Source organism: Tardiphaga sp. 813_E8_N1_3, from assembly GCF_051811025.1.
Classification (GTDB): domain Bacteria; phylum Pseudomonadota; class Alphaproteobacteria; order Rhizobiales; family Xanthobacteraceae; genus Tardiphaga.
In genome coordinates, this window is sequence record NZ_JBPWQE010000001.1 from 2069480 (window position 1) to 2083202 (window position 13723).

Below are 13723 nucleotides of genomic sequence, written 5' to 3' on the forward strand. Positions count from 1 at the left end.
CGCTCAGGCGGCCTTGATCTGGTTGCCCGTGGTCGGGTTTTCCGCCGTCGCTGGCACTGTCGCATCCTTGCCGATGCGGCCGAGATGCGTGAAGCGGAAACCGGCGTCGTATTTGAGCCCGTAGCCGAGTGCGCGGTCGAAGCCGATATGGGCGAACCAGACCAGCGCGATCGAGCCGGCGATCGGCTCCGCGGTGGCGATACCGGCGAGGGCGAGCAGCAGCGGCGCGATGGTCGCATGCACCAGATTATAGACGCCGGCGCCGATCCGTGGGCCGGCCAGATAGGCCAGCATGCTCAGGTCCGGGGCGAAGAAAAACAGCGCGTAGATCTGCCAGGGCCCACCCGATATCCAGTAGAACAGCGTCATTCCGACAAACAGTGCCATGCCTTCCCAGCGCAGCAGATCGCGTACGCCACCCGTGGCCGCGCCGCTGCTTTCATTGATCACGATATTGGCCATCCGGCGCTCTCCCTTGTCTGATCCGGATATAGGCAGGATTGCCGCCAGCGCCATGCGATTTTGGGGGATTCAACCCTTCCTGATGGGCGTTTCCACCGCCGAAAACCCCATGCTAGAACCTCGCCCAAACCCCGCGGTCGCCGCGGGCGATAACACGTGACATTGACGGGCTGGAGCACATGAAAGACATCCTGGACACCCTCGAACAGCGTCGTGCAGGCGCCAAACTGGGCGGCGGCGAGAAGCGCATCGAGTCGCAGCACAGCAAGGGCAAGCTGACCGCCCGCGAGCGCATCGAGCTGCTGCTGGACAAGGGGTCTTTCGAGGAATTCGATATGTTCGTCGAACACCGCTCCGTGGAATTTGGCATGGAGAAGTCCAGGATTCCCGGCGACGGCGTTGTCACCGGCTGGGGCACCGTCAACGGCCGCAAGACCTTCGTCTTCGCCAAGGACTTTACGGTTTTCGGCGGCTCGCTGTCCGAGACCCACGCGCTCAAGATCACCAAGCTGCAGGATATGGCGATGAAGGCGCGGGCGCCGATCATCGGCCTCTATGACGCCGGCGGCGCGCGTATCCAGGAGGGTGTCGCGGCGCTCGCGGGTTATTCCTATGTGTTCCGCCGCAACGTGCAGGCGTCGGGCGTGATCCCGCAGATCTCCGTCATCATGGGACCCTGTGCCGGCGGCGACGTCTATTCGCCGGCCATGACCGACTTCATCTTCATGGTGAAGAACACCAGCTACATGTTCGTCACCGGCCCCGACGTGGTGAAGACGGTGACCAATGAGGTGGTCACCGCCGAAGAACTCGGCGGCGCCAGCGTGCATGCGACGAAATCCTCGATCGCCGACGGTGCCTTCGAGAATGATGTCGAGACGCTGCTGCAGATGCGCCGGCTGATCGACTTCCTGCCGGCCAACAACACCGAAGGCGTGCCGGAATGGCCGAGCTTCGACGACATCGAGCGTCAGGATCTGTCGCTCGACACCCTGATCCCCGACAATCCGAATAAGCCCTATGACATGAAGGAGCTGATCCTGAAGGTCGTGGACGAGGGCGACTTCTTCGAGATCGCCGAGACCTTCGCCAAGAACATTGTCACAGGTTTTGGCCGTATCGCCGGCAAGACCGTGGGCTTCGTCGCCAACCAGCCGATGGTGCTGGCCGGCGTGCTCGACTCTGACGCGTCGCGCAAGGCTGCGCGCTTCGTGCGCTTCTGCGATGCCTTCAACATTCCGATCGTCACCTTCGTGGACGTGCCGGGCTTCCTGCCGGGCACCGCGCAGGAATATGGTGGCCTGATCAAGCACGGCGCCAAGCTGTTGTTCGCCTATAGCCAGTGCACCGTCCCCTTGGTGACCGTGATCACCCGCAAGGCCTATGGCGGCGCCTTCGACGTGATGGCCTCGAAGGAAATCGGCGCCGACATGAACTATGCCTGGCCGACGGCGCAGATCGCGGTCATGGGCGCCAAGGGCGCGGTGGAAATCATCTTCCGTCAGGACATCGGCGACGCCGACAAGATCGCCGCGCGCACCAAGGAATATGAAGACCGCTTCCTGTCGCCGTTTGTGGCCGCCGAGCGCGGCTATATCGACGACGTGATCATGCCGCACTCCACCCGCAAGCGCATCGCCCGCGCGCTGGCGATGCTGAAGGACAAGCATCTGGAAGTGCCGATGAAGAAGCACGACAATATGCCGTTGTAGTTTCGCAGATCATTTTTGGACCAAGCTTAGGTCAAGCTGGTCCTTGTGATGCAAGACGTGATTGGACAGATAGGGGTGTCGTTTAACGACGCCTTCGGCGTACTTGAATGCTGTCTTGTGCAGGTCGGGAAGATGCTTCAGGGCTCCCCGGTATTGAGATGAATTTTGTAGTTCTGCATCGAAATAGAAGAATAGGGGAGCGTCCATACTGGCTCTCTCTTCAGCGGTAAGGCCCGCGTAAAGGTATGCGTTTGCATATCCGTAGCAATAAGAGGCGTCATCAAAGCGTCTTATTTTTCGATAGCGTTCGGCATACCCGTGATACGCTCTGAATGAATGTGAAATCTGATGGAGATCTGAGTATCTGCCTGTAGCTCTCAGTCTCAATATTCGTTCAAGCGCATGCTTTAAGCCATCTTGGTACCATGAGCAGAAAAGTATCTGTGGGTATTTTTGCGCGTTGTAACGGTCGTGAAGCCACGAATGCGCCTCTTCAACTGAAACGAGCAGCTTGATTACGTCGTCATACATGTCGTCGGGGGCGATGCATCTGTGCTTCGTTGAGTGCCCTTTTAACTGAGATAGAAAGAAAGTGCCGTCTGTCTCGATAAGGAAAAGGTTCATCGCCATCAGTCGTGAGCGGTCATCTGCACTAATGTCAGGTGATATGAAATAGGCCTGTCGATGGAAGTCGCTCAGTGATTCTCTGACGGAATCGTATACTTGTAAGAAATCGTCGTCTTTTAAAGAGTACCCTACAAAAACGGTCGAGCGCGTTGCTAGTAGCGATTTTAGGTGCGCTCCCAATAGTCCTTTCTTGAGTCTCTCATTACAGGCTTCATAATCTGCAGTGGTTGCGACTATGGAGCCAAAGTTTGAGATTGATCCGCGTGGCGTCCTTGTAAATTGATAAATGCGCATAGGCGTAGTCGAAATGATCCTTTATCCTTTGTATCAATCCGACTTTGCCTGAGGGCGAAGAGCAAAACTGCTGCATTACCTCTGGAAACGTCGCGTTTTCGTCGGATACTCCGACTATGTGCTTTATCTCGTTATAGAAGCTGTTCGGCATTACGCCTTTTGCTTCGGTGCTTATGCCCGCGCCTGCAAATAGGACGACTTTTCCGTCCATAAACAGATCTATCAATTCGGAAGGTGCCTCAAAGCTCTTGTTTCTTTTGCAAAACTCGCACTGGCAGTTCTGCGAAGTTATCTCGGCCGAGAATGCTACATTCTTTCTGGGCTGCGCGTTCGTCTTCATTCAAGCCTCTCTATGCGCGTGCGACCGAAGATGTTCAGTAATAACTATAAATAGGTGATGTCATCTCGCGAGAGGCGAGGAGAGTTACTGATACATCTTTTAGTGGGATTCTCAACATTCAGCTCGAACTGATAATTTTTCCATGGAGAAGCATGTGATCAATGTCCATACGATCTCAATCGTCGGTGCCCTGTCGCTGCTCTGCTTCGCAAGCAGCGCCGCCCTCGCTGATGAAACCGTCACCATCGGTGGCTCGCGCGCTGTGCTCATCAAGCCCGCATCACCGCGTGCCAGCGTGATCCTGATGCCCGGCGGCAGCGGTGCCATCAGCCCCGGCGAACATGGCGAGATCAACGGGCTGAAGGGCAATCAGCTCGTGCGTACCCGCAGCGCCTATGCGGCGCGCGGTCTGGCGGTGCTGGTGGTCGATGCTGGGACCGATCTGTCCAGCGCGGTGCAATATATGGCGGCGATCAAGCGCCCGGTGACGGTGGTGGCGACCAGCCGTGGGACGCAACGTGCCGCCGAAGGCATTGCGCGCGGTGCGCGGCCGGATGCGCTGGTGCTGACCTCGGGCTTTCTCAGTGCGGAGTCGGGCAGTGGCAGCAATGTCATGTCGATCATCGGATCGCCTTCGGCGCTGCCGCGCACGCTTGTCATCCATCATCGCAATGACGGCTGCAAAGTCACCGCGCCGGCGGGCGTCGATCCGTTCGTGAAATGGTCGGCCGGGCGCGCCCGCGTGGCGTGGCTGAGCGGCGGGCGCAATGACGGCGATCCCTGTGAGGCGCGGGGATATCATGGCTTCAACGGGCTCGATGGCCAGGTGGTCGGGCTCGCTGCCGCCTTTCGATAGTCCCGACGTCTGAAGATGTGAGTTCCCGCGCGCATTCAGTTTCCATTCATGCCGCCGGTCCGATCCTGATCTCCTCACGGATATCAGGGAGAGATTGCGATGGAACGCCGTCATTTTCTGAAGATCGCCTTCGGCTTTGTCGCGGGCGTCGGGTTGGTCGCCCAGACCGTCGTCCAGGCCCAGGCCGCGCCGCTGCTGCCGACCAATCCGCTCGACAACCACAAACCGGACAGTGAACCGCAGCCTGCGGTGGCCTCGCAGGACGATGTCGATCGCCTGCAGCCGGAACAGGTGCGCTGGCATCGCGGCTGGCGGGGACGGCATTGGGGTTGGCGCCGTCGCCGCTGGGGCGTCCGACGCCGTTACTGGCGTCGTCGCTACTGGCGCCGCCGGTATTGGTAGGGCAAGCCCGTTTGTGCTGACGCTCAGTCTCTCCAGGGCGTCAGCGGTTTGGTCTGGCCGGGTTCAATGCCGCTCAGGTGGCGACGCACGTTGTCATAGCTGCGATCGCCGGGGGCAAAGGTCTGCGAGCCGTCAGCCGGCTTGCCGTCCACCGTGCGGGTGAAATGCAGCACCAGGCTGTCATCGGCATTCATGGTGGCGCTGCCGTAATAGGGCATCGACAGCCGCGCGTCCTCCGCCATGGCCGCGCCAGCCATGAGTAGAATGGGGAGGGTGAGAAACAGACGGGTCATGACACCTCCTGCTGTGAGGTTGTGATGGAGGCTCAGGAAGATGGCGGGGATTTGTCCGCCGCCGGTCACCGCATGCACGGATTTGTGTTACAGGTCGCCGTCATCCGCTGCCGACGAGTCCCATGCCCCATACCGAAGCCCTGCTGTTTCCGCTTGCCATGATCGCGCTCGTTGCCGAGGCGATGACGGCTGCGCTCGCGGCCGGACGGCGCAAGATGGATTGGCTTGGCGTCGCCATGCTCGGCTGCATCACTGCGCTTGGCGGTGGTTCGATGCGCGACATGCTGCTCGGGCACTATCCGCTGTGGTGGGTGAAAAGCCCTTATCTGCTGCTGCTGACCGGCGGTGCGGCGCTGGTGACCATCGGGCTTGCGCGCGTGGTGCATCGCTTCCACGCGCTGTTTCTGGTGCTCGATGCCATCGGCCTCGTGGTCTTTACCATTATGGGCTGCAACATCGCGCTCGCCATGGATCAGCCGCTGCTGATCGTGGTCGTGGCCGGGATGATCACCGGCTGCGTCGGCGGCGTCATTCGCGACGTGCTGTGCAACGACGTGCCGCTGCTGTTTCGCGCCGAACTTTATGCCAGCGTGTCGATCGTCACGGGGCTTCTCTATATCGGCGGCATCAAATACGGATTCAGTCCCGATCTGGTGACGCTGGTTGCCGCCGTGACCGGACTGGTGTTCCGCCTGCTGGCAATCCGGCTGAAGCTGGAAATGCCGAAATTTATCTATGACAGCGACGCCAAATAGCGTGCTGCGTCAGCGCAGCCCCATGCAGCTCGCATAGAACGTCGTCGTCGCCGGCCAGTCGGAAAACACACCGCGCACGCCGACGTCCTTCGCCAGTACATCGAGCACGGTGAGCGTATCGCCGTCGCGATCGATGGCGGGTTTGACCGAGCGATGGAAGAAGCCGCCGCCGTTTGCGAGCGGCCCCTCGCGCTCCAGCGACCATGTGATCAGTTCGAGCCCGGCATCGCGTGCTGCCTTGGCATAAGGAGAGGGCACGATCTGGCCGCTGCCGTCGAGCGTCAGCAGCATATAGATCGGCGGCGCGAGAATCTTGACGCCGGCAGCCTTGAGCTCCGCCATCGACGGTTTCCACGTTTCCGCGCGCATGTGATCGAAACCCGGTGTTTCATAGCGGCCATCGAGATAGACCGCCTGTGCGCCGAATTCCGGCGCGGTGCGGATCCAGAACTTGATGTCGTTGAGATCGAAGCTCTGGGCAAATACGTCGCCAGGCGGAATGCCAGCGGCGCGATACTCGTCGAGCATCTGGGTCGCGTATTTCTCCTGGCTGTAATCGCCGTCGAACGGCATCGGCACTTCCGGCGCTTTCAGCTCGGGCGTGAATTTGGCGCCGAGGCTCTTGATCAGCGCGATGCTCTCCGCATGGGTCATCAGCGTGCCCGAGCTGGCATAAAGGTCGGTGCGCCAGCGCGGCGTGCCGTTCTGATAATCAGCGACGGTCGTGGCAGAGGTGTTGGCGGCATCCATCTTCGCCGTCAGCGTCCTGAATTCCGCCAGCGTGATGTCGCTGGTACAGCATTTCGCCGACGCCTTCCTGCCGGTGGCGGGATCGGCAGGGCTGAAGGGCTGCGTGCATTTGTTCGCCAGCGCCGGCACCGAGAGAATATTGGTTGTCGTGTGCAGGTCGCATTGCGAATGCCGGCAGACCAGCTGGCGATCTTTGGTGAAGGTCACGTCGCATTCGATCACGCCAGCGCCCATCCGCGCTGCGGCGAGATAGGACTCCCTCGTATGCTCGGGAAATTGCAGCGGCGCGCCGCGATGGGCGATGGAGAAGTCGCTCTTGCGGAATGGCCCAGTGCAGGTGCTGAGCTTCGTCTTCAGCGGACCGTCCTTCATCTTGTCGACAAGATAGAACGGCCGCGGACCCAGCTGCGGCTCGGGCAGGGGAATGGTCTCGGCGCTGGCGGTCGTCAGCGATGAGAGGCCGAGCAGCCCGGCCAGAATGAGACGACGCAAGGCGCGCGACATGACGATCTCCAGAATAGCGAAGCGCTATTCTGTCATCTTCGTGTGACGGCCGTAACCGCCGCGTGGGCAACAAAAAACCCCGCCAGTGGCGGGGTCTTCGTCGTCAGGATTGTGCAGCGATCACCAGCGGCGGATACAGCGGCCGTAGGGATTGCGGAAGAAGCCGGGTGGGCAGTAACCCGGGCCGCGCGGCGGTGGACCACGAAACATCGGGCGGCAACCGCCATAGGGGCCGCGGGCATAGCCGGGGCCGCAACCCTGAGCCACCTGGATCACGCCTGCTGTGTCTGCAGCGCTCAGCGGAGCCAGAGGCATTGCGCTGGCGGCACCGATGCCCCCGACGCTAACGGCAAACAAGGCTGCCGCAAAGATCGTCTTCATTCGTGTTCTCCCTCGATGGTGCCGCGATGCGGCGCAGAGAATAATGATGGCATCGCATCACCCGCTGCAGAACTCTTACGGGCAAGAAAATTGCTAGGGATCAACGCTGCGCAGCACGATTAAGCCGATTCGATCTGAATACAGCATGAATGTTTCGAGATATTTGCGTAGCAGGGTGCGGTGATTGCTACTTCGCCGCGAGAAATGCGAGCATCAGCTCGTTGAATTTGGCCGGTGCATCGAGAAACACGATATGGCCCGCGTTCGGCAACACCTCGGCCTTCGCGTTCGGCATCTTCGCCGCCAGCGCCTTGGCGAGATCGGCGTTCTGACCCATCTTCGGCCGTAGCGCCTCCGGCGCATTCGGCTTGCCCGGTGCGTTGTGATCGTCGGCCCCCATGATGAACAGGGTCGGCAGCGCGATCAGGGGAATCTCGTGGACCACGGGCTCGCGATAAATGAGCTGCGCCGAGCTGACGAAGGCGCGCAGCCAGCGCGGATATTCCGGCGATCCCTTGATGTTGAAACGCGCATCGATGAAGGGCGTTACCTGGTCGGGCTGCATCTTCAGCGAATAGTTCACCTCGAGCTGTTTGCGGTAGCCCTCCGCCGTCAGCTTGTCTTCGTTCTCCAGAATCTTCTCGGTCGGCGTCGGCGGCACATACAGGCGATAGTCCTCAAGTCCGATCGGCGCCGCGAGCAGCAGGTGATCGATGCGATCGGGATAAGCGCGGGCAACGCGCACGCTCAACATGCCGCCGAGGGAATGCGCGACGATGTCGAATTTCGCGATCCCGAGGTGATCCATCAGCGCTACGGTGTTGCGGGCGAGGTTGTCGAAATGCAGATCGCCTGATGGCTTCGACGATTTGCCGAAGCCGATCTGATCGGGGACCACGACGCGGTAACCTGCATCGTTCAACGTGCCGATCACCGGAGCCCAGTAGCTCGACGGGAAATTGCGGCCATGCAGCAGCACCACAGTCCGACCATTGGGCTTGGTCGATGGCACGTCCATATAGGCCATGCGCAGCTGCTCGCCGTCATTGACCAGCGGCAGCATATTGACGGGGTAGGGATAGGGGAAACCTTCGAGGCCGATGCCATAGGGCTCGCGTGCCGCAAGAGGCTCGGCCGCCTGCGATGAGGTGAACGGTAAGGTTGCAATCAGCGCAGCGAGCAGCAGGCGGTTCATCGAGAAAGCTCCGGGAGAAGGAAGGTCCGGCGCGGTTTCAGGCTGCATTGCGGCGAAGGTAAGCCGGCGTCTTCACGTTTTCCGGATGGCGTCGCCGGTGGTGCCGAACAATGCCTCGAAGCGCTTCTCGCCGCTGCGGGTGAAATGCACTACGCGGCTGCCGGGCGAGGGGTCTCTAGCCGCCCATTTCATGGCAGTAAATGAGATCATGATGGCAGCGCCAAGTGTCCCGGCCAGATGGTGGCGACGCTCGCTCCAGTCGAGGCAGGCCTTGCAGACCGGCCGGCGCGGATGAGCCAGCGTTGTCAGATCTATCCTCAATTCCTCAGCAACGAACCGGTTGCCCTGGGTCGTGAGTTCGATGATCTGCTCGGTCTGCCGGATCAGTCTCTGTGCCCGCATACTGTCGAGCATCTGCACGCCGAGATCGCCGGCGAGATGGTCGTAGCAAATCCGCGCGCGGCGTAATGCGGGTTCTTTCGGCCCGGTGCGGAGACGGAGGTGGCCCGCGCGGGCTGCCAGGCCGGCCAGACCTTCCAGCACACCGGCGACATCGGGGCCGGTGAGGCGATAATAGCGATGGCGCCCTTGTTTTTCCGGCTCGATCAAGCCGCCTGCTTCGAGCTTGGAGAGGTGTGAACTCGCCGTTGGTGCAGTAATCCCGGCTTCCTGGGCGAGTTCGCTCGCGGTCAGCGCACGGCCTGTCATCAGCGCCGTCAGCATATTGGCGCGCGCAGGGTCGCCAACAAGTGCAGCGACCATGGCGATGTCCGGACCCGCTTTCATACTTCGATGCTAATCGAAGTGTCACGGTCCCTCAAGCGGCTATATCGAGGTATCTGCAGAGGGAGCCGTTATGACGATCACTGTCTTCATTCGCTATCAGATCGATCCGTTCAAACGCGGATTGTTTGAAGCCTACGCCAAGCGCTGGCTGACGATTATTCCCAAATGCGGTGGTGACCTGTAGGGCTATTGGATGCCCCATGAAGGAACGAACAACGTCGCATTCGGCCTGATCTCGTTTCCAAGTCTCGCGGCCTATGAAGCCTATCGCGCCAGACTGCGGAGCGATGCGGAAGGCGTTGCGAATTTCGCGTCGGCCGAGGAGCACCGGTTCATCCTCGCGGAGGAACGCACGTTCCTGCGTCAGGTGACCGCATAATCCATGCGCAACAAAGCCGCGGGCATCGATGCCCGCAGCCTTGTCTGCCCGGTCGCGCCGTTACTTCGGCGCGCCGCCCTTCGAGCTGTCGATCTCGGTGCCGGTCGGAGCCGATTGCGGAGCCTGCGGTCGCGCAGGTGCCGCACCGGTGGTGACGCCGGACTGCTTGTTGGTGGGCGTCACGTCACGTACGCCGGGTGCCACTGGCGGCTTCGAATAGGAGTCCGCGATGTTGTTGGTTGGCGCCGGCGCCTTTGGCGTGCTGTCCTGCGTCGCTGGCGCGGACTGGGACGCGGTCTTCGTCGCGTCGCCCGGAGTCGTGGATGTATTGTTCAAGCCGTAGAATACGGCGCCGAGCAAGACAACAACGCCAAGTGCATAAATAGCCATGCGGCTACCGCTCGCTGGCCCTTCCGCGAGTTCAGGATCGGCCTGCAGCTCATTGTCGAGCCGCGCAGGATTGCGGATGTCATCAGCGGGATTTGGACGATACGGATCATTGGGATTGGGAATGTTCGCCATGTCGTGTCCTCCTGTGCAGAGGACAACCGTCAGATGAGGTGCATGTTCCCGCGATTGCGCCATTCCAGAGCCAGGTCCTATGTGGCAATGCAGCGTGATCGGGCCTGCTCATCAGATGTTAAGGCCTGGCTGCGACGCTGAGGCGATTATTGATTCGCAGAAGCGCGTGGCAGCCCGAATGTTCGATACGATTATCCTCCTGACGGGTCCTGCTGAGCACTCGGTCTTTACAACTTTGCTCCGTGGTCACAATCCGGCCCTTACGGTCCTTCCTGTTTTCACAGCTGAAGATCTGGCGGCGATCGAGCCCGACTGGCTGGGCCGGGCGCGGATGATTTCGTTCACCACTGGTGTGATAGTCCCCGGCGCGGTGCTCGATCAGCTTGGCTTTGGCGCCTACAATTTCCATCCCGGCCCGCCGCAATATCCCGGCTGGGCCCCGGCGCATTTTGCGCTCCACGATCACGCGACCGACTTCGGCTGCACGGTCCATCGCATGATTGCACGTGTCGATGCCGGACCGATCGTGGATGTCGAGGCGTTCCCAATTCCGGCTGATATCAGTGTCGCGGGTCTGGAAGAGATTGCCTATACGAAGCTGGTGCAGACTTTCTGGCGGATGGCACGCGTCCTGGCCACACAGCCGGACCCGCTGATCGAGCGGGCGCTGCGCTGGGGCAACACGCGTCACACGCGTAAGGCCTATGAGCAGATCTGCGATATCCCGGTAAGCATCGAGAAAGATGAACTGCAGCATCGGGTCAAAGTCTTCGGCACCGACCATTTCGGCATCGTGCCGACCATCGGTCTGCACGGCTTCCAGTTTCGGGTCGTCGTGCCCGACACTGAAAGTGCTATTGCGGATGAAGCTGTCGAAGCCTAGTGGTTCGCCGCGAAGCTTTGGTGCTGCGCGGGCGGGGTCGCTGACGTGTGCGTCTTGGACACCTTGCCGTTGAATTCATAGAGCAGGAAACTCAGCACCACGAGTAGTCCCACGCCGATGATGGCCTTGGTCGGCTTGTGATCATGCTCTTCGCCACAATCCGGATGATAAGAACCGTCATTCGTCGACACCATATCGCTGCCGGCGAGTTCAGGCTGCGACGTCCAGGTATTCAGCTTCTGATTCATTTCCGGTCCTCCATGCCTGATGTTGTCAGGGTGACCGGACAGCAATGGCCCGTAAAGGCCGATGTTCCGTTTCGGGGGCGCTATTAGCGGGATGCTGCCTTGCTGAGAGGCAGTGTTTCGAAATATTTCTGAAAAAGCTTTGGAACCCATCGCTCCCCGACGCGTTTCAACATCTCACCGGCATAGGTGACACGTTAGGGGCAGTTTCGGAATGAGTGGCGATAACGGCCGGTTTGCAACCGGCGTACCGGGTCTCGATGCGATCCTGGGCGGGGGCGTTTTCGACGGCGGCATCTACATCATTCAGGGCGCCCCGGGCGCCGGAAAGACGATTCTGGGCAACCAGATCTGCTTCGCGCAGGCCGCGCAGGGGCGTAACGCGCTTTACATCACGCTGCTTGCAGAGAGCCACGCCCGCATGATCGGGCATATGCGGCGGATGACCTTCTTCGATGAAGCGGCAATTCCCGACCGCATGTCCTATGTCGGCGCCTTCAAGACGCTGGAAGACGACGGGCTGCGCGGGCTGCTCGATGTGGTTCGCCGCGAGGTGCGTACCCGGAATGCCAGCATTCTGGTGCTCGATGGCCTCATCACCGTCCATGAGAAGGCGCGTTCCGAGCTTGAGCTGAAGAAGTTCATCCACGAATTGCAGACCCAGGCGGCGTTCAGCAACTGCACCATGTTCCTGCTGACCAGCGCCTTCGACGCCGATGCGCATCCGCCTGAGCATACGATGGTGGACGGTCTCATCGAGCTGCAGTCGGCACTGCATGGCCGGCGCGCCGAGCGGTCACTTCAGGTCCACAAGCTGCGTGGCAGCTGGTTCATGGGCGGCAAGCACTCCTATCGCATCACCGAGAACGGCCACGCCATCTATCCGCGTATCGAGGCGCTGCTGGAGACGCCCAGCGTCTGGGACAGCGCCGACGGTCCGATGGTGTCCGTCGGCATTGGCGGCGTCGACAAGATGCTCGGCGGCGGCGTCGATACGCATTCGGTGACCGTGGTGCTCGGGCCTTCGGGGTCGGGCAAAACCACGGCCGGTCTTCAGTTCCTGACCGGCGGTCCCGCCAATGAACCGGCGATGCTGTTCGGGTTTCACGAGAATCCGATGGCGCTGCGGATCAAGGCCGACAGCCTCAAGCTGCCGCTGAAATCGCGGGGCGACAAGGTCACGCTGATGTGGCGTCCGCAGACAGAAGCGGTGCTCGACGAGGTCGCAACCGAGCTGCTCGCGACCATCAGGCAGAACGGCGTGCGCCGTCTGGTGATCGATGGCATCGAAGGCTTCTCGAAGCTCACCGACGAAAAGGAGCGCATCGGCTCTTTTTTGTCGGCGCTGTGCAACGAGTTGCGCGCACTCGGTGTTACCACGCTGGCGACGGCAGAAACCGATCACGCTGGCATGACACCCGGGCAGCCGCTCAAGGGCGTCAACCAGACGGGTCTCTCCGCGGTTGCCGAGAACATCATCGCGCTGCATCTCGCAGCCCTGCGCTCGGAAAACCATCGTCTGATGACCATTCTGAAATCGCGTGACCGCCGGACCGATATGCGCATGCGTCGATTTGAAATTCTCGACGGCGGCATCGTTCTTGATGTCGATTTCCAGAGCGCGGAGCGCATCCTCAGGGACATTTCTAGTCAGGGACCTGCACCAACTCCATCGACGGATCTTAAGTTGACTGGAGAATAGCGGTGCGAACTGTCCTGATTGTCGAGGACGAATGGGCGATCGCGGACTGGCTCGAAGTCCTGTTGAGCGAATATGCCTTCAATGTCCTCGTAGCCGGCAACGGCCGTGAGGCGCTCGACATTCTGCATCGGGACACGCCCGATCTCGTGCTGACCGATTTTATGATGCCGTTCCTCGACGGCGCCGGCCTGATCGCAGCGATGGGGCAGGACGAGCGGCTGAGCGGAATTCCGGTGGTCGTCATGACCTCGTTGCTGGAGCATGTGGTGCGCGACCGGGCAGGGCGTTTTCGCGCTTATCTGCGCAAGCCGTTTCGCGAGGCCGATCTGATGAAGATCATCGGTGAGATATTCCCGGGCGAGGCCTGAGCCTCCTTTGGCGGATCGTGCTGCATCGCACTGCAACGTGAAGCCGTTACGTCCTTGCGCCAAAGGCCTTTGCGGCGACACAACGTGACAAGTCTACCGGCCGCATTCATCACGAAATTGCGTTCTTTGGACGCGGGGCTCCATTGCCCAGAATTGTGGTGCGTCCCGTTCAAAATCCAACATAGACTGTTTCTAAGGGAGTCGAACGACCCCAGATAATAGGCGCGAGCAGGCCGGACGACACAGTCCGGGGCGATAGCCCGAGGC

Annotated in this window: 16 protein-coding genes and 1 pseudogene; 8 read left to right on the plus strand and 9 right to left on the minus strand. The window is 60.6% G+C overall.

Annotated elements, in window-relative coordinates; all coding sequences use genetic code 11:
- Nucleotides 1–3 precede the first annotated feature (3 nt).
- Entirely contained in the window at nt 4–462 is a 459-nt protein-coding gene (locus AB8A33_RS09810) for a DUF4260 domain-containing protein (protein ID WP_439092539.1), read from the minus strand.
- A 179-nt stretch (nt 463–641) separates the two neighbouring features.
- On the opposite strand from AB8A33_RS09810, the gene AB8A33_RS09815 reads away from it, so the two are divergent.
- The gene (locus AB8A33_RS09815; RefSeq protein ID WP_439092540.1) at nt 642–2174 is read left to right on the plus strand and encodes an acyl-CoA carboxylase subunit beta; all 1533 of its coding nucleotides are present in this window, start codon (nt 642–644) and stop codon (nt 2172–2174) included.
- 9 nt (nt 2175–2183) lie between these two features.
- On the opposite strand, the gene AB8A33_RS09820 is transcribed toward AB8A33_RS09815, so the two are convergent.
- A complete protein-coding gene (locus AB8A33_RS09820; protein ID WP_439092541.1) occupies nt 2184–3095 on the minus strand; it encodes an SIR2 family protein in 912 nt (303 codons plus the stop codon).
- Between the two features lie 482 nt (nt 3096–3577).
- On the opposite strand from AB8A33_RS09820, the gene AB8A33_RS09825 reads away from it, so the two are divergent.
- Entirely contained in the window at nt 3578–4291 is a 714-nt protein-coding gene (locus AB8A33_RS09825; RefSeq protein WP_439092542.1) for an alpha/beta hydrolase, read from the plus strand.
- A gap of 99 nt (nt 4292–4390) precedes the next feature.
- Complete coding sequence (locus tag AB8A33_RS09830) at nt 4391–4693, plus strand: twin-arginine translocation (Tat) (RefSeq protein ID WP_439092543.1); 303 nt, start codon at nt 4391–4393, stop codon at nt 4691–4693.
- 23 nt (nt 4694–4716) lie between these two features.
- Here AB8A33_RS09830 and AB8A33_RS09835 read toward each other — a convergent pair whose 3' ends face one another.
- Nucleotides 4717–4986, minus strand: coding sequence for a hypothetical protein (locus tag AB8A33_RS09835; protein ID WP_139212566.1), 270 nt, complete (start codon nt 4984–4986; stop codon nt 4717–4719).
- 122 nt (nt 4987–5108) lie between these two features.
- On the opposite strand from AB8A33_RS09835, the gene AB8A33_RS09840 reads away from it, so the two are divergent.
- On the plus strand, nt 5109–5741 hold the full coding sequence (locus tag AB8A33_RS09840; RefSeq protein ID WP_439092544.1) for a trimeric intracellular cation channel family protein: 633 nt from the start codon (nt 5109–5111) through the stop codon (nt 5739–5741).
- 9 nt (nt 5742–5750) lie between these two features.
- On the opposite strand, the gene AB8A33_RS09845 is transcribed toward AB8A33_RS09840, so the two are convergent.
- The 4 genes from AB8A33_RS09845 to AB8A33_RS09860 form a co-directional block, all read right to left on the minus strand.
- Nucleotides 5751–6995, minus strand: a complete 1245-nt coding sequence (locus AB8A33_RS09845) for a glycerophosphodiester phosphodiesterase family protein (protein WP_439092545.1) — start codon at nt 6993–6995, stop codon at nt 5751–5753.
- A gap of 120 nt (nt 6996–7115) precedes the next feature.
- Nucleotides 7116–7376: a GCG_CRPN prefix-to-repeats domain-containing protein gene (locus AB8A33_RS09850; protein WP_089268198.1), complete on the minus strand. Its 261-nt coding sequence runs from the start codon at nt 7374–7376 to the stop codon at nt 7116–7118.
- A gap of 187 nt (nt 7377–7563) precedes the next feature.
- Entirely contained in the window at nt 7564–8571 is a 1008-nt protein-coding gene (locus tag AB8A33_RS09855) for an alpha/beta fold hydrolase (RefSeq protein WP_439092546.1), read from the minus strand.
- A 72-nt stretch (nt 8572–8643) separates the two neighbouring features.
- A complete protein-coding gene (locus tag AB8A33_RS09860) occupies nt 8644–9357 on the minus strand; it encodes an ArsR/SmtB family transcription factor (protein ID WP_439092547.1) in 714 nt (237 codons plus the stop codon).
- A gap of 70 nt (nt 9358–9427) precedes the next feature.
- Here AB8A33_RS09860 and AB8A33_RS09865 point away from each other — a divergent pair.
- Nucleotides 9428–9736 (plus strand): annotated as a pseudogene (locus AB8A33_RS09865) (NIPSNAP family protein).
- A 60-nt stretch (nt 9737–9796) separates the two neighbouring features.
- On the opposite strand, the gene AB8A33_RS09870 reads toward AB8A33_RS09865, so the two are convergent.
- Entirely contained in the window at nt 9797–10258 is a 462-nt protein-coding gene (locus tag AB8A33_RS09870; protein WP_439092548.1) for a hypothetical protein, read from the minus strand.
- A gap of 94 nt (nt 10259–10352) precedes the next feature.
- Here AB8A33_RS09870 and AB8A33_RS09875 point away from each other — a divergent pair, with 94 nt between their 5' ends.
- Nucleotides 10353–11141, plus strand: a complete 789-nt coding sequence (locus tag AB8A33_RS09875) for a formyltransferase family protein (RefSeq protein ID WP_439092549.1) — start codon at nt 10353–10355, stop codon at nt 11139–11141.
- Here the strand turns inward: AB8A33_RS09875 and AB8A33_RS09880 are convergent.
- On the minus strand, nt 11138–11389 hold the full coding sequence (locus AB8A33_RS09880; RefSeq protein ID WP_439084729.1) for a hypothetical protein: 252 nt from the start codon (nt 11387–11389) through the stop codon (nt 11138–11140). The two genes, AB8A33_RS09875 and AB8A33_RS09880, sit on opposite strands and share 4 nt — an antisense overlap.
- 211 nt (nt 11390–11600) lie before the next feature.
- On the opposite strand from AB8A33_RS09880, the gene AB8A33_RS09885 reads away from it, so the two are divergent.
- Both AB8A33_RS09885 and AB8A33_RS09890 read left to right on the plus strand, forming a co-directional pair.
- Nucleotides 11601–13088 carry an RAD55 family ATPase gene (locus tag AB8A33_RS09885; protein ID WP_439092550.1) on the plus strand — a complete coding sequence of 496 codons (1488 nt, stop codon included), beginning with the start codon at nt 11601–11603 and terminating at the stop codon, nt 13086–13088.
- 2 nt (nt 13089–13090) lie between these two features.
- The gene (locus AB8A33_RS09890; protein ID WP_315842677.1) at nt 13091–13456 is read left to right on the plus strand and encodes a response regulator; all 366 of its coding nucleotides are present in this window, start codon (nt 13091–13093) and stop codon (nt 13454–13456) included.
- Nucleotides 13457–13723: the final 267 nt, after the last annotated feature.